This window comes from Roseivivax sp. CAU 1753, assembly GCF_054482575.1.
The window spans coordinates 207,074-230,090 of sequence record NZ_JBTLRF010000004.1 but is presented as its reverse complement, the minus strand read 5'-3'; the positions used below and the strand labels follow the sequence as shown (position 1 = coordinate 230,090).

Genomic DNA, 23,017 nt, shown 5'->3' with positions numbered 1-23,017 from the left:
ACCGCATGTTGCGACGCCTGTTTCTTGCATTGAGCGTCCTGCCGTTCGCCGTCCAGGCCGAACAGGTGGGCGAAATCGGCGTCGACTGGGTCGGCAACGACATCATCGTCGAAGCCATCAGCGATCCGGATGTGGCGGGGGTGACCTGCCACATCGCCTATTTCGAACGCGGGCTGTTCGACCGGTTGTCGAAAGGCAACTGGTTCGAGGACCCGTCCAATGCCTCGATCGCCTGCCGCCAGACCGGCCCCATCGAGATCGGCGAGATCGACCGCTCGGACGACGGCGAGGACGTGTTCCGCACCTCGCGTTCGATCATTCTCAAATCGCTGCGGGTCAAACGCATCTTCGACGAAGCCAATCAGACCCTGATCTACATCGCCCACGCCGCGGAACTGACCGACGGCTCGGCCAAGGTCTCGATCTCGACGGTGCCGCTTTACGTTCCCGACTAGGCTGCTGCTTCGGAGCCGGCCCTTGCTTGGGACGCGGCGGACTGGCCGTGGGTGCCGCGTCAAGGCAAACCGCCGAGGGGCCCCGCCCCCGGCGGGGAGACGGATGTTTTCCTTGATGCGGCGCGCACGGTCGGTCAGCACGCAGACCCTGGCAAGGGCCGGCTCCGGGGCTGCTGCTTTGGTGAGCGCCTGACGCCTGCGCCCTCCCAGCCGGACGCCGCCCTACACTGCGGGCTCACCTCGCCATACAGACCTAAAAAAACAGCGTGCGGGGGCGCAAGTCCCCGCACTCCGCCGGATCACCCGGCCAGTGCCGCGATCTCTTGCCGCAGGATGCGGGCGATCAGCGCGCAATCGTCGATCGAAAAGGTCAGCGGCAGGCGCATGTCCAGCAACGCCGCCAGAACGCTGTCAGTGCGCGGCAAGGGCGATGGCGCGGCGTAGCGCCAATGGTCGTAGCGTGCGGTGAAGGCCGACGGATCGGCCCCGAACCACTTCAACACCACACCGCGATCCGCCGCCCGCGACACCAGCGCCGCGATGCGCGCGCCGGGCCAGTCGGGCAGCAGGAACTGAAAGGACGATCCGACGAAGCCTTCGGTCTCGGGCCGCGCCGGTATCACGGCACCCGGCGCCCCCCAGAGCCCCGCCTCGAGCGCCCGGTAGCGCTGGTTCCACGCCGCGGCACGATCGGCCAGCCGGGACAGTTGCGGGCGCAGGATCGCCGCGCGCAGGTTGTCCATGCGGCCCGATACGTTGGGCATCTCGAAGCGCAGATCCTCGAAGGTCTCGGGCGGCGGGGCGGCGAGGTGGCGCTCGTACAGCATGTAGGATCCCGACAACAGGATCATCCGCGCCGCCAGATCGGCATCGTCGGTGATCAGCAGCCCGCCCTCGCCGGAATTGGCGTGCTTGTAGGTCTGCGTCGAAAAGCACCCGATGGCCCCATACCGCCCGGACGGCGTGCCGCGCCAGGACGCCCCCATGGTGTGGGCGCAATCCTCGATCAGGACCAGGCCCCGGTCCCGGCACAGCGCGCCCAGGCGGTCCATGTCGGCGATATGGCCGCGCATGTGAGACAGCAAAAGGACCCGCGCCTGCCCGGCCTTGGCCGCGAGGTCGTCCATGTCGATGGTCAGGTCCTGGGTCGTCTCCACATAGACCGGCCGCGCGCCCAGCGCCGCGATGGCACCCGGCACCGGGGCCAGCGTGAAGGCATTGGTCAGCACCGTATCGCCGGGTCCAACCCCGACGGCCCGCAGCGCGGCCCCCAGCCCGTAGCCGCCCGAGGCCACGGCGAGGCAGTAGCGCGCGCCGGTCAGTGCTGCGAAGTCCTGCTCCAGCAGGGCAGCCTCGCCGAACTCGCCCTCGGCCAGGTTGTAGCGATGCAGCCGCCCGTGGCGCAGCACGGCCAGCGCCGCCGCGATGCCCTCTTCGGGGATCGCCTCTTGCTGGGTGAAAGAGCCGGTGAAGACCTCGGTCATGGCGGACATGCTGCGGCCCATACCGGCACGGCGTCAATCACCGGTCAATCGCCGAGAAGTCGGGCCACGACGCCCGGCAACTCATCGTAATGCGCGATCATCGCATCGGGCGACAGGCGCGCGATCCCCGCCCCTTCCGGCCCGAATCCCACCAGGATGGACGGCACGCCCGCCGCGCGCGCAGTTTCGCGGTCGGTTTCGGTGTCCCCCACGAGGCACGACCGCTCGGACACACCGCCCGCCCCCCTGACCGCCGCGTGAAACGGGGCCGGATCGGGTTTGCGCACCGGCAGCGTATCGGCCCCGATCAACGCGGCGAAGGCATCGCGGACGCCCAGGTTGCGCAGCAGCATATCTGCCAGCCCCTCGGTCTTGTTGGTGCAGATGCCGACCGCGATGCCGCTGTCCTTCAGCGCCGTCACCGCGTCCATCGCGCCCGGGTAGAGAAACGTATGCACCGAGATCGCGTCGCCATATGCCTCGATCAGCCGCGGGAACCAAACCTCCACCTTCGCCGCCACGTCCGCCTCCGAGGAATGCCCGATCCGGTTCAGCCCGGCCCGCAGCATCGCGCGTGCGCCGTGAAAGGCGGTGGCGTCGTCGACCCCGTGCGTCAGCACCGCGCCATAGCCCATTTCCGCAAAGCAGACATTGGCCGCCGCGATCAGATCGCCGCTGGTATCGGCCAGCGTTCCGTCGAGGTCGAAAATCACCGTTCGCATATTCTGTATCCCCCTTGTCACAGCCCGTCACATGCCGTGAACGCGATCGCCTTGCCGTCGCCCGCGGTCCGGTTAAAACGGGCGCGACATAAAGCAAAGAGAATTCCTCATGAGTATTGCGCTTGTCATCCTGGCCGCCGGCAAAGGCACTCGGATGGAATCGGACCTGCCCAAGGTCCTGCACAAGATCGGCGGCGCGCCGATGTTGCACCACGCGATGCAGGCGGGCGCCAGCCTTGAGCCTGAACGCGTCGTCGTGGTCGCGGGGCATGGCGCCGATCTGGTGACGCAAGCCGCGCATGACTTCGATCCCGACACCACGGTGGTGCTGCAAAACGAACAGAAGGGCACGGCGCATGCGGTTGCCCAGGCCGCCGAGGCGCTGGCCGACTTCGACGGCGACGTCATGGTACTGTACGGCGACACACCGTTCATCAGCCGCGAAACGCTCGAGCAGATGTCGGTTGCCCGCGCCGATCACGATATTGTCGTTCTGGGCTTCACCGCCGCCGATCCGGGCCGCTACGGACGCCTTGTCATGCGGGGCGATACGCTGGACCGGATCGTCGAATTCAAGGATGCCTCGGAAGCGGAGCTGGCCATCGACTTCTGCAATTCCGGTGTGCTGGCCGCCGATCGCGCGACGCTGTTCGATCTGATCGCCAAGGTCGGCAATGCCAATGCCTCGGGCGAGTATTATCTGCCGGACGTCGTCGGGCTGGGCCGCGCCGAAGGACTTTCGGCCACCGCGGTCGGCTGCGACGAGTCCGAAACGCTCGGGATCAATTCGCGCACCGAGCTGGCCGCCGCCGAGGCCGCGTTCCAGACCTTGGCGCGACGCCGCATGATCGCCGACGGTGTCACGATGCAGGCCCCGGATACGGTGTTTCTCAGCCTCGACACCCATGTCGGGCGCGACAGCGAAATCGAACCCAACGTCGTCTTCGGCCCCGGGGTCACGGTCGAATCGGGTGCGCGCATCCGGGCGTTTTCGCATCTCGAGGGCGCGCATGTGTCGCGCGGAGCGGTGGTTGGTCCCTATGCCCGCCTGCGCCCCGGCACGGAGCTGGCCGAAAACGTCCGCGTCGGCAACTTCGTCGAGGTCAAGAACACCTATATGGCCGAAGGCTCCAAGGCCAATCACCTCACCTATCTGGGCGACGCCGACATCGGCGAGGGCACGAATATCGGCGCGGGCACGGTCACCTGCAATTACGACGGCTACTTCAAGCATCGCACGGTCATCGGCGCACGATCCTTCATCGGGTCGAGCACCATGCTGGTTGCCCCGTTGACATTGGGCGTCGAGACGCTGACAGGATCGGGCTCTGTCATCACCCAGGATGTCCCCGATGGCGCGCTGGCCCTTGGCCGCGCCCGGCAGGAGACGAAGCCCGGATATGCCCGGAAGCTCTTCGACATGCTGAAATCGAAAAAGAACTCTGCCCGGAAAGGCGTCTGATCATGTGCGGAATTATTGGGATCCTCGGAACGCATGAAGTCGCGCCGTCCCTCGTGGAAGCGCTTCGGCGGCTGGAATATCGCGGCTATGACAGCGCGGGCATCGCGACGGTCAATGACGGCCATCTGGACCGACGCCGCGCGGTGGGCAAGCTGGTGAACCTGTCGGATCTGCTGGTGCACAACCCGCTCGCCGGGAAATCCGGCATCGGGCACACCCGCTGGGCCACCCACGGCGCGCCGACGGAAAATAACGCGCACCCGCATCAGGCCGGTCCGGTCGCCGTCGTGCACAACGGCATCATCGAGAATTTCCGCGAACTGCGCGCCGAACTGACCGCCGCGGGCCATGTCTTTGCCTCGGATACCGACACCGAAACCATCGCGTGGCTGTGTCAGCATTACATGCAGGACGGGCTCAACCACGTCGAGGCCGCCGAAAAGACCCTGTCGCGGCTTGAAGGGGCCTTCGCGCTGGTCTTTCTGTTCGACGGTCAGGAAGACCTGATGTTCGCCGCCCGCAAGGGCAGCCCGCTGGCCATCGGCCATGGCGATAACGAAGTCTATGTGGGCTCGGACGCGATCGCGCTGGCCCCGCTGACCGACCGGATCACCTACCTCGAGGAAGGCGACCGTGCGATCCTGACCCGCACCACCATCGAGCTGCGCGACGAGTCCGGTCACGTGGTCACACGCCCGATGAAGACGGTGCGGATCGACGCCGCGCGGGTCGACAAGTCTGGCCACAAACATTTCATGGCCAAGGAAATCGCCGAACAGCCCACCGTGCTGGCCGATGCGCTTCGGGCTTATCTTGGCGACGACGGCATCCACCTGACCGAGGGCGGCATCGACTTTACCCAGACCGAGCGTCTGGTCATGGTTGCCTGCGGCACCGCCTTCTATGCCTGTCTGACCGCGAAATACTGGTTCGAGCAGATCGCGGGCCTGCCGGTCGAGGTCGATGTCGCCTCGGAGTTCCGCTACCGCGAACCGCCGATCACCGGCGGCACCACGGCGCTTTTCGTCAGCCAGTCGGGCGAAACCGCCGACACGCTGGCCGCGCTGCGCTATTGCAAGGGGCGCGCCGCGCGCATCCTGTCGGTGGTGAACGTGGCCGAAAGCTCGATCGCGCGCGAAAGCGACGTGGCCCTGCCGATCCATGCGGGGGTCGAAATCGGCGTTGCCTCGACCAAGGCCTTTACCTGCCAGCTCAACGTGCTGCTGCTGCTGGCCATCGAGGCGGCGCACCAGCGCGGTCGGCTTGATGACGCGACCCGCGACAGGATGCTGGACGATCTGCGGTCCCTGCCGGGGATCTTCAATATCGGGCTGGATCGCGACAGCGACATCGAGGACGCGGCACTGGCGATCTCGGAATCGCGCGACGTGCTGTTCCTGGGGCGCGGCCTGATGTATCCGCTGGCGCTTGAGGGTGCTTTGAAACTCAAGGAAATCAGCTATATACACGCTGAAGCTTATGCATCGGGCGAACTCAAGCACGGCCCCATCGCGCTGATCGACAAGACCGTCCCGGTTGTGGTTCTGGCGCCGCGCGACGGGCTTTTCGACAAGACCGTGTCAAACATGCAGGAAGTCATGGCGCGGGGCGGCAAGGTCGTGCTGATCACCGATGCCGCCGGCGCTGCCTCGGCCGGCGCGGGTGTCTGGAAGACGATCATCATGCCGAACGTGTCGGACGCGGTCGCCCCGATCCTCTATGCCCTGCCGATGCAGCTGCTGGCCTATCACACCGCCATCGCCAAGGGCACGGATGTGGACCAGCCGCGCAACCTGGCGAAATCGGTCACCGTGGAGTGACCCCCCGCGGATGACGCGGGCGGCGGCGGTCAGGCGCCGCCGCTGACACGATACACATCGACCTCGGGCAGATCGGTGACCGGCACCTCGAGCAGGCGCATCGCCGCAAGCGACAACCGGCTGCCGGTGCCGGACGCCGCGGGGCGCAACTCGACCTTGGCCGACGCCCCGCCCCCGGCGATCTCGACCCGGCCCGGGGTGACCGCGTCCACCAGCGGCGTCTCAAGCCAGAAACCCGGATCCGCCGGTGACCCCAGCGAGACGACAACGGTGCCCAGCAGCGTATCGCCCGCGGCGGAGGGCGGTGCGGCGGCGGCTTCGCGCTCGGCGGCGGTGGTGGTGTCGAAATCCTCGGCGGTGACGGCGGATGGCGGCGGCTTGGGTGCTGCGACCGGCGCGCTTTCGACGGGTGCCGCCTCGGCGGTCGGGGTGGCCATCTGGGTATCGGCCCCGGTATCGGGCTGACCGGCGAAAAAGCCGGACATCTGCGCGCAGCCGCCAAGGGCCAGGCTGGCACAGAGCACGGCGATGGTCTGCGGGCGAAGGGTCTTTGTCACGGGCATGGACATGGACATGGGCATGGCGAATATCTTTCCTGCGGATCGCGGCGTCGGACGCACCCTATCGTCCGTCGGCCCATGAAGAAACACCGCACCGCAAGAGAATCCGCAGCTGGGTGAAAGCCGCAATCTGTCGCCGATGCCGCCACCGGAATGGGACTTTCGTGCCGGGTCAGATCGACGCGCGCCACTTGCCCCGAGGCCCCGCAATCCTTACGCTGTTTTAAATGAAAACGCCCCTCGTCGACCCATTCCAGCGACCGATCAGCTATCTGCGCGTCTCGGTGACCGACCGCTGCGATTTCCGCTGTGTCTATTGCATGTCCGAGAACATGCAGTTCCTGCCCAAGAAAGAGCTGCTGACGCTGGAAGAGCTTGACCGCATGTGTTCGACCTTCGTTGGGCTCGGGGTCGAGAAGCTGCGCATCACCGGCGGCGAGCCGCTGGTGCGGCGCGACATCATGACCTTCTTCCGCGCCATGTCCCGCCATCTTGACAGCGGCGACCTGAAAGAGCTGACGCTGACGACGAACGGCTCGCAACTCGAACGGTTCTCGCAGGATCTGCACGCCGCCGGTGTACGGCGGGTGAACATCTCGATGGACACGCTGGACGAGGCGAAGTTCGCCGACATCACCCGTTGGGGCCGTCTGCCGCAGGTCATGCGCGGCATAGACGCGGCACAGAACGCGGGCCTGCGGGTCAAGATCAATGCCGTCGCGCTCAAGGGGTTCAATGAGGACGAGCTGTTTTCGATGACCGAATGGGCGGCGTCGCGCGACATGGACATGACCTGGATCGAGGTCATGCCGATGGGCGATATCGGCAACGAGGACCGGCTGGGCCAGTATTGGAAGCTTGACGATCTGCGCGCGCGGCTGGCGCAGGAATACACCCTGACCGATCTGCCGGAAAGCACCGGCGGCCCGGCGCGCTACGTGCGGCTTGAGGAAACCGGCCAGAAGATCGGCTTCATCACGCCGCTGACGCATAATTTCTGCGAAAGCTGCAACCGGGTGCGCCTGACCTGCACCGGCGAATTGTTCATGTGCCTCGGGCAGGAGGACAACGCCGATCTCCGCTCGGCGCTGCGCAACCACCCCGACACCGACGGGCCGCTCGAGGACAGGATCCGGGCGGCCATTTCGCGCAAGCCCAAGGGCCACGATTTCGACTATTCGCGCCAAGGTGTCGATGGCCGCGTGTCGCGCCACATGAGCCACACGGGCGGGTAGGCCCTGGCCGAACCATTGTATTGAAGCGAGGTCATCCTCGGGCACGACCCACGGATGACATCCCTTTTCGCAACCGGCGTTTTCGCTTGGGCGTCGCTTATGCGTTCCAGGCCTTGTCGGTCCCGCCAAGCCCGCCTTCCAGCACCCGCGTCGGCAGGCCCATACGGTCAAGCTCGGTGAAAAACGGTTTTGGATCAAGCTCTTCGACGTTCTTCATCGTCTTGGCATCCCAGTCGCCCTTGGCGATCAGGATCGCGGCGGCGACCGGCGGGACACCGGCGGTGTAGGAAATGCCCTGGCTGCCCACTTCCGCGTAAGCCGCTTCGTGGTCAGCGACATTGTAGACGAAAACCTCGGCCTCCTTGCCGTCTTTCGTGCCCTTCACCAGATCGCCGATGCAGGTCTTGCCGGTGTAGTCGGGCGCGAGGCTTGACGGGTCGGGCAGGCAGGCCTTCACCACCTTCAGCGGCACCACCTCTGTGCCCTCGGCCAGCGTCACCGGCTGTTCCGAAAGCAGGCCGAGGTTCTTCAGGACCGTGAAGACGTTGATGTAATGCGCCCCGAAGCCCATCCAGAACCGAACGTCGGCTTGCGGGTAGTTGGTGGCCAGCGAATGCACCTCGTCGTGACCCGACTGGTAGGCGCGCTGTTCACCCACGACCGGCAGATCCCAGTCGCGGCCCGAGGCGAACATTTCGGTCTCTTTCCAGGTCCCGTCTTCCCAGTAGTAGACGGTGCCGGTGAATTCGCGGAAGTTGATCTCGGGGTCGAAATTCGTCGCGAAGTACTTGCCGTGGGAGCCGGCATTGATGTCGACGATGTCGATGCTTTTGACCTCGTCGAGGTATGCGTCGATGGCATAGCGCGCGAACGCATTGACCACGCCCGGATCGAAGCCCGCGCCCAGGATCGCGGTCACGCCCTTTTCGGCGCACAGATCGCGCCGTTTCCATTCGTAGTTGGCGTACCAGGGCGGGGTTTCGCAGATCTTGTCGGGCTCTTCATGAATCGCGGTGTCGATATAGGCGGCCCCGGTTTCGATGCAGGCATCGAGCACGTACATGTTCACGAATGCCGAGCCCACGTTGATGACGATCTCCGCCTTGGTCTTGCGGATCAGGTCGGCCACAGCGGCGGTGTCGCGCGCGTCGACCTGATGCGCCTCTATCACGCCCTCTTGCTTCATCGCCGACTTCTCGTGCACGGAGGCGATGATGTCGTCGCATTTCGATTTCGTCCGCGAGGCGATGTGGAGATCGCCAAGAATATCGTTGTTCTGCGCGCACTTGTGCGCCACGACCTGCGCGACACCGCCAGCGCCGATGATCAGAGTGGATTGGGTCATATGCAAAAACCCCCTTGTCATGTCGGGTGGGTTTGGCCGCCTCAGGAAAGCGCGGCGCGGAAATCTTCATAGCCGAAGTCGCGGACCAGCCGAACCTCGCCGTCGAGTTCTTTGATCGCAATCGCGGGCATCTGCACGCCGTTGAACCAGTTCTTCTTGACCATGGTATACCCCGCCGCGTCCTCGATCGACAGCCGGTCGCCGGGTGTCAGCGCCTTCGGAAAGCGAAATTCGCCGAAGATATCCCCGGCAAGGCAGGACTTGCCGCAGATCTGCCAAAGCTGGTCACCGCTCTCGTGCATTTTCGCGCTCTCGCGGTAGATCAGCAGATCCAGCATATGCGCCTCGATCGAGCTGTCGACAATGGCCAGGTTCTTGCCGTTGAACAGCGTATCGAGCACCGTCACCTCGAGCGTGGTCGACCCGGTGATCGCGGCCTCGCCCGGCTCCAGGTAGATCTGCACCGCATTCTCGCCCGCAAACCGCTTGAGCCGCTCGGCAAAACGCGCAAGCGGATAGCCGTCGCCGGTGAAATGGATGCCGCCACCAAGGCTGATCCAGTCCATTCTCCGGATCAGCGGCCCGAACCGGTCCTCGATATGGTCCAGCATCTCGGCGAAGCGGTCGAAATCCGCATTCTCGCAATTGTTGTGGAACATGAAGCCGCTGACGCGATCGGCCACCGGCGCGATGTCCTTCGGGTCATGCTCGCCCAGCCGCGAAAAGGGCCGCGCGGGGTCGGCCAGATCGAACCCCGAGGTCGAGACGCCGGGATTGATCCGCAGGCCGCGCACATGCCCCGTCGAGCGGGCATCGAAGCGCTGCAATTGCGCGGCAGTGTTGAAGATCACCTTGTCCGACACCCGCAGAACCTCGTCGATCTCGTGATCGGCCCAGGCCACCGAATAGGCATGGGTTTCCTTGCCGAACTTCTCGGCCCCGAGCTTGACCTCGAACAGCGAAGACGAGGTCGTCCCGTCCATGTATCCGGCCATGAAATCGAACACGCCCCAGGTTGCGAAACATTTGAGCGCCAGAAGCGATTTGGCGCCCGACGCCTCGCGCAGCCAGGCGATCTTTTCCATGTTCGGCAAGAGCCTGGACTTGTCGATCAGGTAATAGGGCGTCTGCATGGTCGCGGGCTCCCTTGGCCGTTGGGTGGGTCCGCGCCATATAGGGCCCGCCCTGCCCCGGGGCAAGCCGCGCCGACGGCCCGGTCAGCGCACGGCAGGGGCTGGACGCCGCCCGCCTGCAGGATGCACCCCGCGCGACCGTGTCCGGCGGCGCGGGGCGGACCGGTGCGGCCTAAAGCGCGATCCGGTAGCGGGCGAAGCCGTCGTCGCCGTCCCCCGCGGCCTCGATCGAGACGCCGGTGACCTGGTCGATGTGCCGGGCCCCGGCCGGGCCAGTGTCGAAGATCACGGTGGTGCCGGGCAACGGTGCGAAGGTCCAGTTGGCGTCGGCCTTGGGGTTCACCTTCCCCTGTTCGACAAGGTAGCGCACGATGATATCGCGGTTCGTGTCGGGGCCGACAAAGATCGTGGTCTCGCCGTTCGCGCCCGGGAAATTGCCGCCGCCCCCGGCCCGGTAATTGTTGGTCGCGACCACGAATTTCTGATCTGGGTCAATTGGTTCGCCCATGTATGTCAGGTTGACGATGCGGTTGGCATCGGCCGCGACCACCGCACCTTCGCGGTTGTATTTCGAAGGCTGGCTGAGGTCGATCTGATAGGACACGCCGTCGATCACGTCGAAATTGTAGGACGGCATCTCGGGGTTCAGCAGCGCCGAGTCGGTGCTGCCGGGCTCGATCTGGTTGAAGATCGCCGCCGACCGTTCGAGCCATTCCCCGACGGTCTTGCCGTCGATCAGGACCGCGCGCACCGTGTTGGGATAGAGATAGAGGTCGGACACGTTCTTGATCGCCACCGGTCCCACCGGCACGTCGGTGTAATAGTCCGGGCCACCGCGTCCACCGGCCTTGAAGGGGGCCGCCGCCGACAGGATCGGCAGGCCGTCCCATTCGGTGCCCTTCATCATCTGTTCGATGTACCAGGTCTGTGCCTGGCTGACGATCTGCACCGACGGGTCGTCGGCCACCAGCGCGAAATAGGAATGCAGCGGGGCCTCGGTCTCGCCGACGGCGCGGCGCACATAGGCCAGCGTCGCGTCATGGGCCTCTTGCGTGGCGTCGATCACCGGCTGGTGGTTCTCGACCAGTGGCACCGAAGCCCGGTCGACGCGCTCATAGATCGGTCGGGCCGAGGTTTCGGCGGTGACCACGCGCCACGTGCCCGCCTCGTGTTCCAGCATCAGATCGATCAGCCCCATATGGCTGCCCCAGAACCCCGCCATCACGGCGGGCTTGCCGTTCAGGGTCTGTTCGCCGATGCCGTCGCCGGAATAGTCGGACCCCGGGAACACCAGGTGGTGGTGGCCGGTGACGACCGCGTCGATGCCCTCGACCGCCGCAAGGTGCAGGGACGCGTTTTCCATGCCTTCGCTGTAGGCGTCTGTGGAAATGCCGGAATGGCTGAGCGCGACGACGATCTCGGCCCCCTCCTCGCGCAGCTGCGGCACCCAGGCCCGCGCCGATTGCACGATGTCGCGGGTCGCGACATTGCCCTCGAGATGGCGGCGGTCCCAGTTCATGATCTGCGGCGGAACAAAGCCGATCAGGCCGACCTTCACGGTCTTTTCGGTGCCGTCGCCCAGCGTTACCGCGCGCTCGACGATGGTATAGGGCGGCACCAGCGTGGCATCGTCGGTGGCATTGGCGGCCAGTGCCCCCTTGACCACATTGGCCGAGACGACGGGGAAATCGGCCCCGGCAACGGACTTCGCCAGAAAGTCGAGGCCGTAGTTGAACTCGTGGTTGCCCAGCGTGGCCGCGTCGTAGCCCAGCACGTTCATGGCCGCGATCACCGGGTGCACGTCGCCCTCGGCAAGGCCTTTCTCATAGGCCATGTAATCGCCCATCGGGTTGCCCTGAAGGAAGTCGCCATTGTCGACCAGCATCGCGTTCGTTGCCTCGGCGCGGATGCCTTCGATGATCGAGGCGGTGCGGGCAAGGCCGACCGTGTCGACCGGCTTGTCGGCGTAATAATCGTAGGGATGCACGTGCACATGCAGGTCGGTGGTGGACATGATGCGCAGATGCGCCTGCTGGCCCTGGGCGTTGACCGAAAAGGGATGCAGCGCGACAAGGCTGCCCGCGCCAAAACCGGCAAGCAGGCTGCGACGAGAGATTGCGGATTGGATGGACATGGTGGGGCCCCGTTGTTTGATTGATGCACCATCCTTGCCAGTGCCGGGGATTCGGACAAGGAATGGTTTGAACCAGCGCGTGCTGCCAAGACAGGAATTCGGGTCCAGCGGCGCGCGCCGGATCCAGCGGCAGGTGCATGACCTTGGCGTCGTGGCGTCCGCCGGCCGTGATCGCCGGGCAGGATTGCCCTCGTCATTGCGGGCGGTCCCGGTCGCCGTTGCGCGCCCATCGCCCGATGATCGGCACGATCAGCGGGCCAGACATGACTGCGCCCTTGGGCGCAGCCCGCTGGATCACGCGGCGGGCAAGCGCCGTTCGACGATTTCGGCCCAGAACGAACAGCCCGCCGGGATGGCGTCGTCGTTGAAATTGTATTCCGGGTGATGCACCGCCGCCGTGTCGCCATTGCCCACCAGGATATAGGCCCCCGGGCGCTCTTCGAGCATGAAGGCAAAATCCTCGCCGCCCATCACCAGAGGCGCGTCGTCGCATTGCCCTGAAACCGCGCGGCCCGCCTCTGCGGCGAACTCCGTCTCGGCCTCGGCATTGACCATGATCGGGTAGTTGCGGGTGTAATCGACCGTTGCGGTGGCCCCGAAGGCCTGGGCCGTGTGCTCGGCGATCTCGGTCAGGCGCGTCTCGGCTAGATCGCGCATCCCGGGCGACAGGGTGCGCACCGTACCCTTCATCAACACCCGTTGCGGGATCACATTGAACGCGGTCGAAGAGGTTTCGAAAGACGTGATCGACACCACCAGCTGTTCGACGGGATCGGCGTTGCGCGCGGCGATGGACTGCATCGCGGTGACGATCTGCGCGGCGGTCACGGTCGGATCGATGGTCTCGTGCGGTTTCGCCGCATGGCCGCCGCGGCCCTCGACGGTGATCTCGAACACATCGGTCGCGGCGAAGAACGCGCCCGGGCGAATGGCGAAATTGCCCACCGGCAAACCCGGCCAGTTGTGCATGCCGTAGACCTCGGAGATGTTCCAGCGCGCCATCATGCCGTCGTCGCACATCTCCTTGCCGCCGCCGCCGCCTTCTTCGGCGGGCTGAAAGATCACCACGCAGGTGCCGTCGAAATTCCGTGTCTCGGCAAGGTACTTGGCCGCCCCCAGAAGCATCGCCGTATGGCCGTCATGGCCACAGGCATGCATCGCGCCGGGCGTTTTCGAGGCGTAGTCCAGCCCGGTCGCCTCGTGGATCGGCAGCGCGTCCATGTCGGCGCGCAGGCCCACCGTCCGGCCCGACGTGTCGGTTTTGCCCCGGATGACGCCGACGACGCCGGTCCGGCCGATGCCCTCGACCACCTCATCGCACCCGAAGGCGCGCAGCTTTTCGGCGACCATGGCGGATGTACGGTGCGTCTCGAACAGGATCTCGGGGTTCTGATGCAAATCTCGACGCCATTCGGTGATCTCATCTTGCATTTCTGCAATACGGTTCTTGACGGGCATGGTGGCTCTCCCTGGCTTCGGTGTTCGGCCCAAGCCTGCCTGATGCCCGACGGCTCTGCAAGCAAGCTCAGAGGTTCGGGCCGGGCACCATCGCCGTGCCGTCAGAGAACCGGTCGAACCGGAAGCGCGACAGATCGGCGCCCGGGTCCTCGCCGGTGGCCAGCGCCGCGGCGATGCGCCCGAAGGCCGGCCCCGCGCCGAAGCCATGGCCACACATGCCGGTCACGACAGTCAGCCCCGGCAGCGGTGCGATCCGGTCGACCAGCGGCACCACGTCCGGCAGCACGTCGATCATCCCCGCCCAGGCAGTGCGCACCGGCACCGTTCCCGCCTCGGGAAACGCATCTGCGAATGCGCGCAGGGCAGCGGTGATGGCGGCGCAATTGGGGTCGGGGTTCAGGATACGCATCGCCTCGAAGGGCGAGGCCGCATCCTCGGCCCAGCGGCGCGGGGTGGACCAGGCGTCGGGAAAGCCCGCAGGGGCCCGGGCGCGCAATTTTACCTCAAAGCCGCCCTGCCGCAGAACGGGGATGTACTTGCGCACGGCCCGCAGCGCATCGGGGCCGACGAACAGCTCGGACAGGGTGGCGGGTGCCAGCGTGTAGCCGCCGTCGTCGCGCGGCCGAAAGGCGATGCGGTCATCGACCCCGGCACTGTCGGCGACCTGCGGCACGGGCCCGGTCTCGAAGGCGGTGGCGCGCACCGACAGCTGCGGAATAAAAATGCCGTGCCGCCGCAACAGCAGCGCCGACCACGCCCCGCCGGCCAGCACCACGGCATCGGCCCGGACCCGCCCCTTTTCGGTCACCACCCCGGTCACCCGACCGGCCTCGATATCGAGCGCACGGATCGCGCACCGCTCGACGATGCGCGCGCCCGCATCGCGCGCCAGTCGCGCCAGTTCCGGCACCGCGACCCAGGGCTCGGCCTTCATGTCGGTCGGCGTATGAAGCCCGCCGATCCAGTCCGCGCGCGCGCCGGGCAGCGTCCTAGCGATGTCGGCCCGCGACAGCAGTTGCGACGTCGGGCCGAAGGGCTCCGCCGCCTTGAGCCAATCGGCATATCGCGCAAGCTGGGCTTCGCTGCGCGTCAGGTAATGCACGCCCACCGCGCGCAGTCCCAGACGGCCATGGCAGTCCTGATCGAGCGTGCTCCACAGGCGCTGCGCCTCTTGCGCGATGGGAATCTCGGCCATGTCGCGGCCCTGCACCCGGATCCAGCCCCAGTTGCGCGACGATTGTTCGGCGGCCACCCGCCCCTTTTCCAGCAGCGCCACGTCATGCCCGGCGCGCGCCAGGAAAAGCGCCGTCGCCACCCCGATCACGCCGCCGCCGATCACCACGACCCCGGTTTCGGAGGGCGGCGGACCACCATGTTCGACCGGGTTCTGAAGTTGGAACGGAAACCTCATGCGGACAGGTGTCGCACGAGGCGCTGCATGAAGTCCCGGCCCTTCTCGAACTGGGCCAGGGTGATGTATTCGTCCGGCTGATGTGCCACCGCGATATCGCCCGGGCCGCATACCACCGCGCGATAGCCCGCCGCCTGGAAATGCGCCGCCTCGGTTCCATAGCTGACATGGTGGGAGCCGTTGTCACCGGTGAGCGCGCGCACCAGCGCTTCGGCGGAATTGCCGTCCTCGGGGGCGAAGGTCGGCAGCGCGAAGGCCTCGGTCACCTCGATCCATGCCTCGGGCCGGATGGCCTGCATCCCGGCCTCGACCTCTTGCACCTTCGCCATCAGCCGCGCGCGCCAGAATTCCGGGTCCTCGCCGGGCACGATCCGGAACCCGAGCCCGAAGACGCAGTCCTTGGCGGTGATGTTATGCGCCGTGCCGCCGTGGATCTGGCCGACATGCACGTTGGTGTAGGGCGGATCGAACAGCGCCGCCATCGCGCCGGGCCTGGCGGCTGCATTCTCGGAATTCACCGCATCGGCCCAGGTGATCAGCTTCGCGCCTTCCATGATCGCGGACACCCCCTTGTAGAGGATCGAGGAGTGCACCTCGAACCCGTGCACATGCACCCGGAAGCTGAGGCCGCCCTTGTGTCCGGTGACCGCCTGCATCGTCGTCGGTTCGCCGACGATCACGTCCTGCGCCCGGGGGACGACAGCCTGCATCGCGGCGATCAGCGGCGGCGCGCCGGTGCAGCCGACCTCTTCGTCATAGCTGAGCGCGATTTGCAGCGGACGTGTCAGATCTGCATGCTGCGCCTCGACCAGCGCCCAGATCGCCAGCGCGTCGAAGCCCTTCATGTCGGTGGTGCCGCGCCCGTAAAGCCGCCCCTCGGCCTCGGTCACCTGAAACGGCGGCCTGGTCCAGTCCTGTCCGTCGGTCGGCACGACATCCGTATGGCCCGACAGGATCACGCCACCGTCGATCCCGGGGCCGACATGGGCAAACAGCCCCGCCTTGTCGCGCGCCGCGTTCCAGTGCCGATGGCACGCGATGCCATGACTGCCGAGATAGGCCTCGACCCAGTCGATCAGCGGCAGGTTGGTGTCGCGGGACACGGTCGGAAAGGCGATCAGCGCCTCGAGAATGGCGCGCGGGGACAAGCGGTCGGGCATGGGGGCAACTCCTTCACCCCTAGCCATAGCCGACGACGGGCCTGCCTGCGAAGGGGCGACCGCACGGCAGGCAGGCGGCGCGTCTAGCGCTGTGGCCGCGACACCTCGCCACCGCCGACAAGCGCGCGCACCCCGGTCGTCGAGGGGCCGGATGTCGGCAATCCGCGCAGCACCCGCACGGCGAGATAGCCGAATGCCTGCGCCTCCAGCATGTCCCCGTCGAGGCCGACCGCCTCGACCGGATCGACCGGGCAATCCAGCCCGGCCGACAGCATGTCCATCATCACCGGGTTCTTGCGCCCGCCGCCGGTGACCAGAAGACGCGTCGGCGGCGTCGGCAGATGTTCGAACCCCTGCATCACCGCAGCGGCGGCCATGGCCGTCATGGTGGCGGCGGCATCGGCATCGTCCAGTTCGCGCACCAGATCGAGCATGAGAGAAAAATCTCCTCGATCCAATGATTTGGGCGGCATCTTGCGGAAGTAGCCTTCGTCGAGGAACAGCTCCAGTGCGCCATCGACAACCTGCCCCCGGGCGGCCAGTGCGCCGTCCCTGTCGCAATCCTCGCCCCGGCGCTGCTGCATCAGATCGTTGATCGGCGCATTCGCGGGGCCGGTGTCGAAGGCAAGGCAGGCACCCGGCGTCTCGACCGTGTCGCAGGTCGGATCGACCCACGTGATATTGCCGACGCCGCCGAGGTTGAGGAAGGCCACAGGCTCGGTCGCGCCGATCCATTTGGCACAGGCGAAGTGATAGAACGGCGCCAGCGGCGCGCCTTCGCCACCCAGCCGAACATCCGAGGACCTGAAATCCCACACCACCGGAAGGTCGAGTTCCTGCGCCAGCGCAGCACCGTCCCCAAGCTGATGCGTGCCCTGCCCCTTGGGGTCATGCGCCAGGGTCTGGCCGTGAAAACCCACAAGTTCGGCCCCTTCGATTTGCGACAGGGCGGCGACATGGGCGCTGTGGACGACTTGTCGGGCCGCATCGAGCCCCGGATCCCCGGGCCACTTTCCCAGGGCATCGCGCAAGATCGCCGTTTCCTCTGCCGTGTAGGGCCGATACACGGTGTCGCCAAATGCGAAGATCCGCTGGCCATCGGTCTGGATCATGGCTGCGTCCACCCCATCGAGAGAGGTGCCCGACATCGCGCCCAACGCCCAGATCGGGCCACCTGTTCTGGAATTCATGCCTGCCTCATGCCGCCCCGCGAAAAGCGGTTTTCAAACCTTGTCTGCAAGCAGTATATCGCACCGGTCGAATGCGGAAGGAAAGACCATGACCTACCACCCGAAATCGGACTTCATGCAGGTCATGATGACACGCGGCTTCCTGGCCGACTGCACCGATTACCAGGGCCTCGATACGGCCCTGACCAAGGGGGTGGTGCCGGGGTATATCGGCTTCGACGCGACGGCCCGGTCGCTGCATGTCGGCTCGCTCATCCAGATCATGACGTTGCGCTGGCTGCAGAAGACCGGCGGCAAACCGATCACGCTGATGGGCGGCGGCACCACCAAGGTGGGCGATCCGTCGTTCCGGGCAGATGAACGTCCGCTGCTGACAGCCGATCAGATCGAAGCGAACATCGCGGGGATCAAACAGGTCTTCGCGAAATACCTCGACTATTCCGATGCGCCGTCGGGGGCTTTGATGCTGAACAACGCCGAATGGCTGGACGGATTGAACTACCTCGATTTCCTGCGCGACATCGGACGGCATTTTTCGGTCAACCGCATGCTGTCATTCGAGAGCGTGAAATCGCGCCTCGATCGCGAACAGTCGCTGTCATTTCTCGAATTCAACTACATGATCCTGCAGGCCTACGACTTCCTCGAACTCAATCGCCGGTACGATTGCCTGGTGCAGTTCGGCGGGTCCGATCAATGGGGAAACATCGTCAATGGGATCGACCTGACGCGGCGGGTGCTGGATCACGAGATATATGGCATGACGACACCGCTCCTGACCACGGCTGACGGCAAGAAGATGGGCAAAACGGCGGACGGGGCGATCTGGCTCAATGCGGAATTGCGTTCTCCTTATGAGTTCTGGCAGTTCTGGCGGAACACGATGGACGCCGACGTGGCCCGGTTTCTCAAGCTGTACACCGAGTTGCCGGTGGACGAATGCGACCGTCTTGGCGCCCTCGGCGGGGCAGAAATCAACGAGGCCAAGATCGTGCTGGCCGACGCGGTGACGACACTTTGCCATGGGCCGGAGGCTGCACGGACCGCCCGGGCCACCGCGCATGAAGTGTTCGAGAAAGGTGGCGCTGGCCCCGATCTGCCGACTTTGGTCTTGCACGCGGACGACGTGGGCGATGGCATTTCGGTCATCCAGTTGATCGTTCGGTCGGGCCTGGCGAAATCCGGCAAGGAGGCCAAGCGCCTGATCTCGGACAATGGCGCACGTATCGACGACGCACCGCTGACCGATGTCGGCCTGATGGTCAGCGCCGACGCGCTTGCCAATCCGATCAAACTGTCGGCCGGCAAGAAGCGTCACGCGGTGGTCAGGCTGGCCGAATAACCGCGGGTCCGCAGTCCAACCGGATTGGCGGCCCCGTCGCACGGCGGGCCTGGGCGGGTTTTCGTCGGTTCCGGCAATTTGATACCTTGTGTTTCATGGTCTGATCTTAACGTACCCTTCATTGATGAGACGTTAAGAACAGACCATGAATGTCGTCTGGACCATCATTTTCCGGTTGCTGAGCTGTCTTTCAAGGCCCGAGCATCCATTGCCCGTCCGGCCAGAAGGCGTGGAACGCAAAGGCAAACAGCAGGTCATGGGGCACATCGCGGCCCCGCCGGTCGGTCACCCGAATCTGTCCGATATCACGCCCCGCCCCGATCCGTCCGGTGTCGAGCGCAGAGGCAAGACCGGCCCGCCATTCGAACGTCAGCCCCGCCTCTTGCAGCTGCCCGGCCTCTGCCAGGCGGGTCAATGGCCACGCGCGCGCGCCCACCCGCACGACCCGTGCCAAGGGGGGTATATCGAATGGCGGCAGCTCGCCGGTATACAGAAACGGACGCGCCGACGTATCGTACCGTTCATAGGGATTGGTCCCGTACCGCCGATTGAAGGCGGGTTCCGCCATCACCAGGCCGTCGGGGTTTGCGCTTCGGAACTGCGCCCAGCTTTCCATCCAGGACGGCAGCGCATCCAGTCGTTTGCCCGTCAGCGTCCCGACGATGGCGCGGCCCTCGGCCTGCTGCCACCAACTTTGGGTCAGACGGTCGTACATCACCATGTCGGACCGCCGCAACTTGCCGGTCACCCCAAAGCTGAGAACCTTCCCATCGACGCGTCGGTCAAAGACGATGGCGGAATTGCAAAGCGGACAGTAGGTAACAGCGACAGGTGTGCCACCAACATTGTCATTCACGATCTCGTGCCACATCAGGTAGCGCAGCGGATAGGCGCGTGCCGGTCCGTCGCCCGTTTGGAACGTGATCACAGCCTCCGAGCCGTCGAGGCCCTGCTTCGTCTCGACCCGGGTGAAGGCCGGATCGTCAAGCGCGGGAATGCCGTCCTTGCCCGGCCCACCGGACATGATTTCAGCCCAATGCGCGATATCACGCCTGGAGAAATCCGTGTCGGGCCATTCATTCTGCCAGAAGGACGGATCGCCCGTCGCCGCGGTCGCCCAGAGCATCAATGCCAACATGAATCGCACGCTATCCCACCTCCTGCGTATCAGCAGACGCAAGAATGGGGGTCCGCGTCAAAACAAATAACGCCACATTGGCGTGATGCCCGCCGACCGGCAGTTCGGGGTGTCAGGCCGGGGCTGCATCACCCGCCGGGCAACTGCCAGCCGATGATGCAGGTTCAGGACGAATGCGACACGGGGTTCGGCTCAGTCGGTCACGCGCACAGCGGTCATGCGGTCGGGTTGCCCCGTCACCGCCCCGCTGCGACCGCTGCCACGCTTGATGGCGTCGACGACGTCCATACCGTCCGTCACACGCCCGACCACGGTGTATTGCCCGTTCAGAAAATCGCCCGGCGCGAACATGATGAAGAACTGCGAATTCGCGCTGTCAGGCGATTGCGACCGCGCCATTCCGACAACGCCGCGCGCGAAAGGCGCGTCCGAAAACTCGGCTTTCAGATCGGGCAGATCGGATCCGCCACGGCCTGCCATGCGCATGTCGCCGCCGATCTTGCCGAACTCGACATCTCCGGTCTGAGCCATGAAGCCGTCGATCACGCGGTGAAAGACCACGTCGTCATAGGCCCCGCTTTCGGCCAGCGCGGTGATCTGCGCGACGTGGCGCGGGGCAATATCCTCGAGAAGATCGATGGTGACCGTCCCGGTGGCCCCTTCACCCGCGATGTCGATCTCAAGCCCGGTGGCCAGCGCAGGGCCTGCGGCACAGATCAATGCGGCCAGACAGATATTACGCATCCGCGGCCACCTTGACCGAGATCATGCGATCGGGTTCGGCAGGCGGCTCGCCGCGGGCGATGGCATCGACATGCTCCATCCCCTCGATCACGCGGCCATAGACCGTGTATTGGCCGTTCAGGAAGTGGTTGTCCTTGAAGTTGATGAAGAACTGCGAATTTGCGGAATCCGGGTTCTGGCTGCGCGCGGCACCGATCGTGCCACGGTCATGCGGAATGCGCCCGAATTCCGCCGGCACATTGGGCAGGTCCGAGCTTCCGGTCCCGGCCATGCGCAGGTTGAAGTCCTTTTCGGTGTTGCCGTTCGCCACATCGCCGGTCTGCGCCATGAAGCCGTCGATGACACGGTGAAAGACGACGTTGTCATAGGCTCCGGCGCGCGCCAGTTCCTTCATCCGCGCCGCGTGCTGCGGTGCCACGTCGCTCATCAGCTCGATCGTGACGGTCCCGTCCTTCAACTCGATGAGGATGGTGTTCTCGGGGTCTTTGATATCGGCCATGCGCCGTCTCCCTGTTCCGTTGTGCGACCCATTAGGTAGCGGCAGGCAGGCAGGCCCGCAAGGCAGGCGTTGACCTATGGTCGCAGGCTTGCGAGATGTTGAACAACAGCTCAACGGAGGACCCCATGGCCTGGAAATCGCTCGATCAGATGGCGCTGGACGGCAAACGCGTTCTGGTCCGTGTCGACATCAACGTTCCGATGGACGACGGGCACGTGACGGATGCGACCCGGATCGAAAGAATCGTGCCCACGATCCGGGACATTCTGGACAAGGGCGGCAAGCCGATCTTGCTGGCGCATTTCGGGCGTCCGAAGGGCAAGCGCGTCGACGACATGAGCCTGCAACCGCTGATACCGGCGCTTGAAAACGCCATCGGGGCCGATGTCGTCTTTGCCGCCGATTGCCGGGGACCCACCGCTGATGCAGCGGTTGCGGCGCTGCAGCCGGGCCAGGTTCTGTTGCTGGAGAATACCCGATTTCATCCAGGCGAGGAAAAGAACGATGCCGCGCTTGCCGCCGAGATGGCGGCGCTCGGCGATGTCTACGTGAACGACGCCTTCTCTGCCGCCCACCGCGCGCATGCCTCGACCGAAGCCATTGCGCATCTCTTGCCCGCCTGCGCCGGTCGGTTGATGGCGGCAGAGTTGTCGGCGCTCGAGGCGGCACTTGGCAATCCGGACCGCCCGGTGGCCGCGGTGGTGGGCGGCGCCAAGGTATCGACCAAGCTCGATCTGTTGTCGAACCTCATCGAAAAGGTCGACATTTTGATCATCGGCGGCGGCATGGCCAACACTTTCCTGGCCGCGCAGGGCATCGATGTGGGCAAGTCCCTGTGCGAGCACGACATGGCCGACACCGCGCGCGAGATCGCGGCAAAGGCAGCCGGGGGCGGTTGCGAGATCCTGTTGCCGCGCGACGTGGTTGTCGCCCGCGAATTCAAGGCCGGAGCCGCCAACGAGACGGTGAAGGCCGAAGACTGCCCGGCTGATGCGATGATCCTCGATGCCGGGCCGGACAGCGTCGCGCATATCCGCGACGTGCTCGACCGCGCCCGGACGCTGATCTGGAACGGCCCGCTCGGCGCGTTCGAGATCGCGCCCTTCGATGCCGCGACCAACGCCGCCGCTGCCCATGCCGCGGAACGGACAAAGTCGGGCAAGCTGGTCTCGGTCGCGGGCGGGGGCGATACGGTTGCGGCGCTCAACAAGGCCGGCGCGGCCGAGGCCTTCACCTATATTTCGACCGCCGGCGGCGCGTTCCTGGAATGGATGGAGGGCAAGACCCTGCCCGGTGTTGCGGCATTGGAGTAACACCCTGCGCGCGGGGGATTCCCCCCGCCGCATCGGCGTGGCATAGTCGTGCAAACGCGCCCGTCAGAGGTGCATGTCCGAGGCAGAGCCATGACCAATCGCACACGTCCAGCCCTTGGCGGGCTTCTCTTCTTTGCCCTTCTGATCTCGGTCGGGGCGTATTTCACCTTCGCCGCCGTGCAGGGCGATTACGGCCTGTTCCGCCGCGCCGAGATCCAGGTCGAGGCGGACGCGCTGCGGGCCGAACTGGCCACCCTAGAGGCCGAGGTGGCGCGGATGGAAAACCTGACCCTGCGGCTGTCGGACGACTACCTCGATCTCGACCTGCTCGATGAACGCGCGCGCGACGTGCTGGGCCTGCTGCGTCACGACGAGGTGGTCGTGCGCTAGGTGCCACCGCCCGCCCCTCCTC

General features: G+C 65.6%; 20 protein-coding genes. 7 read left to right on the top strand and 13 right to left on the bottom strand.

Annotated elements, in window-relative coordinates:
* Positions 1–5: 5 nt before the first annotated feature.
* Positions 6–455 (top strand): CreA family protein, encoded by a 450-nt coding sequence (locus ACXYMN_RS10875; RefSeq protein WP_459013656.1) that lies wholly within the window; start codon positions 6–8, stop codon positions 453–455.
* A gap of 299 nt (positions 456–754) precedes the next feature.
* Here the strand turns inward: ACXYMN_RS10875 and ACXYMN_RS10870 are convergent, their stop codons facing one another.
* Positions 755–1,939 (bottom strand): DegT/DnrJ/EryC1/StrS family aminotransferase, encoded by a 1,185-nt coding sequence (locus ACXYMN_RS10870; RefSeq protein WP_459013813.1) that lies wholly within the window; start codon positions 1,937–1,939, stop codon positions 755–757.
* A 44-nt stretch (positions 1,940–1,983) separates the two neighbouring features.
* Positions 1,984–2,661, bottom strand: a complete 678-nt coding sequence (locus tag ACXYMN_RS10865; protein ID WP_459013654.1) for an HAD-IA family hydrolase — start codon at positions 2,659–2,661, stop codon at positions 1,984–1,986.
* A gap of 109 nt (positions 2,662–2,770) precedes the next feature.
* On the opposite strand from ACXYMN_RS10865, the gene glmU reads away from it, so the two are divergent.
* The gene (glmU, locus tag ACXYMN_RS10860) at positions 2,771–4,123 is read left to right on the top strand and encodes a bifunctional UDP-N-acetylglucosamine diphosphorylase/glucosamine-1-phosphate N-acetyltransferase GlmU (RefSeq protein WP_459013653.1); all 1,353 of its coding nucleotides are present in this window, start codon (positions 2,771–2,773) and stop codon (positions 4,121–4,123) included.
* A gap of 2 nt (positions 4,124–4,125) precedes the next feature.
* Positions 4,126–5,943 carry a glutamine--fructose-6-phosphate transaminase (isomerizing) gene (glmS, locus tag ACXYMN_RS10855; RefSeq protein ID WP_459013652.1) on the top strand — a complete coding sequence of 606 codons (1,818 nt, stop codon included), beginning with the start codon at positions 4,126–4,128 and terminating at the stop codon, positions 5,941–5,943.
* A gap of 29 nt (positions 5,944–5,972) precedes the next feature.
* Here the strand turns inward: glmS and ACXYMN_RS10850 are convergent, their stop codons facing one another.
* A complete protein-coding gene (locus ACXYMN_RS10850) occupies positions 5,973–6,524 on the bottom strand; it encodes a hypothetical protein (RefSeq protein WP_459013651.1) in 552 nt (183 codons plus the stop codon).
* 206 nt (positions 6,525–6,730) lie between these two features.
* Here ACXYMN_RS10850 and moaA point away from each other — a divergent pair, with 206 nt between their 5' ends.
* Positions 6,731–7,738 (top strand): GTP 3',8-cyclase MoaA, encoded by a 1,008-nt coding sequence (moaA, locus tag ACXYMN_RS10845; protein ID WP_459013650.1) that lies wholly within the window; start codon positions 6,731–6,733, stop codon positions 7,736–7,738.
* 97 nt (positions 7,739–7,835) lie between these two features.
* On the opposite strand, the gene ACXYMN_RS10840 is transcribed toward moaA, so the two are convergent.
* From ACXYMN_RS10840 to ACXYMN_RS10810, 7 genes are all read right to left on the bottom strand, one after another.
* Positions 7,836–9,083, bottom strand: coding sequence for a saccharopine dehydrogenase family protein (locus ACXYMN_RS10840; RefSeq protein ID WP_459013649.1), 1,248 nt, complete (start codon positions 9,081–9,083; stop codon positions 7,836–7,838).
* A 41-nt stretch (positions 9,084–9,124) separates the two neighbouring features.
* Positions 9,125–10,216, bottom strand: coding sequence for a carboxynorspermidine decarboxylase (locus ACXYMN_RS10835; RefSeq protein ID WP_459013648.1), 1,092 nt, complete (start codon positions 10,214–10,216; stop codon positions 9,125–9,127).
* Between the two features lie 172 nt (positions 10,217–10,388).
* Complete coding sequence (locus ACXYMN_RS10830; RefSeq protein WP_459013647.1) at positions 10,389–12,350, bottom strand: bifunctional 2',3'-cyclic-nucleotide 2'-phosphodiesterase/3'-nucleotidase; 1,962 nt, start codon at positions 12,348–12,350, stop codon at positions 10,389–10,391.
* A gap of 294 nt (positions 12,351–12,644) precedes the next feature.
* On the bottom strand, positions 12,645–13,808 hold the full coding sequence (locus ACXYMN_RS10825) for a M20 aminoacylase family protein (protein WP_459013645.1): 1,164 nt from the start codon (positions 13,806–13,808) through the stop codon (positions 12,645–12,647).
* Positions 13,809–13,875: 67 nt separating this feature from the next.
* The gene (locus ACXYMN_RS10820) at positions 13,876–15,219 is read right to left on the bottom strand and encodes an NAD(P)/FAD-dependent oxidoreductase (protein WP_459013644.1); all 1,344 of its coding nucleotides are present in this window, start codon (positions 15,217–15,219) and stop codon (positions 13,876–13,878) included.
* Positions 15,216–16,379 carry an acetylornithine deacetylase gene (gene argE, locus ACXYMN_RS10815; RefSeq protein ID WP_459013643.1) on the bottom strand — a complete coding sequence of 388 codons (1,164 nt, stop codon included), beginning with the start codon at positions 16,377–16,379 and terminating at the stop codon, positions 15,216–15,218. The genes ACXYMN_RS10820 and argE overlap by 4 nt, the downstream gene beginning before the upstream one ends.
* An 83-nt stretch (positions 16,380–16,462) precedes the next feature.
* On the bottom strand, positions 16,463–17,569 hold the full coding sequence (locus ACXYMN_RS10810) for an anhydro-N-acetylmuramic acid kinase (protein ID WP_459013642.1): 1,107 nt from the start codon (positions 17,567–17,569) through the stop codon (positions 16,463–16,465).
* 88 nt (positions 17,570–17,657) lie between these two features.
* On the opposite strand from ACXYMN_RS10810, the gene tyrS reads away from it, so the two are divergent.
* Positions 17,658–18,911, top strand: a complete 1,254-nt coding sequence (gene tyrS, locus ACXYMN_RS10805; protein ID WP_459013640.1) for a tyrosine--tRNA ligase — start codon at positions 17,658–17,660, stop codon at positions 18,909–18,911.
* Positions 18,912–19,101: 190 nt separating this feature from the next.
* Here tyrS and ACXYMN_RS10800 read toward each other — a convergent pair whose 3' ends face one another.
* The 3 genes from ACXYMN_RS10800 to ACXYMN_RS10790 form a co-directional block, all read right to left on the bottom strand.
* Positions 19,102–20,049, bottom strand: coding sequence for a DUF3179 domain-containing protein (locus ACXYMN_RS10800; protein ID WP_459013812.1), 948 nt, complete (start codon positions 20,047–20,049; stop codon positions 19,102–19,104).
* A gap of 192 nt (positions 20,050–20,241) precedes the next feature.
* Complete coding sequence (locus ACXYMN_RS10795; RefSeq protein ID WP_459013639.1) at positions 20,242–20,793, bottom strand: peptidylprolyl isomerase; 552 nt, start codon at positions 20,791–20,793, stop codon at positions 20,242–20,244.
* Positions 20,786–21,292: a peptidylprolyl isomerase gene (locus tag ACXYMN_RS10790; protein ID WP_459013638.1), complete on the bottom strand. Its 507-nt coding sequence runs from the start codon at positions 21,290–21,292 to the stop codon at positions 20,786–20,788. The genes ACXYMN_RS10795 and ACXYMN_RS10790 overlap by 8 nt, the downstream gene beginning before the upstream one ends.
* Positions 21,293–21,417: 125 nt before the next feature.
* On the opposite strand from ACXYMN_RS10790, the gene ACXYMN_RS10785 reads away from it, so the two are divergent.
* Both ACXYMN_RS10785 and ACXYMN_RS10780 read left to right on the top strand, forming a co-directional pair.
* Positions 21,418–22,605 carry a phosphoglycerate kinase gene (locus ACXYMN_RS10785; protein WP_459013636.1) on the top strand — a complete coding sequence of 396 codons (1,188 nt, stop codon included), beginning with the start codon at positions 21,418–21,420 and terminating at the stop codon, positions 22,603–22,605.
* Between the two features lie 90 nt (positions 22,606–22,695).
* A complete protein-coding gene (locus ACXYMN_RS10780) occupies positions 22,696–22,995 on the top strand; it encodes an FtsB family cell division protein (RefSeq protein ID WP_459013635.1) in 300 nt (99 codons plus the stop codon).
* Positions 22,996–23,017 lie beyond the last annotated feature (22 nt).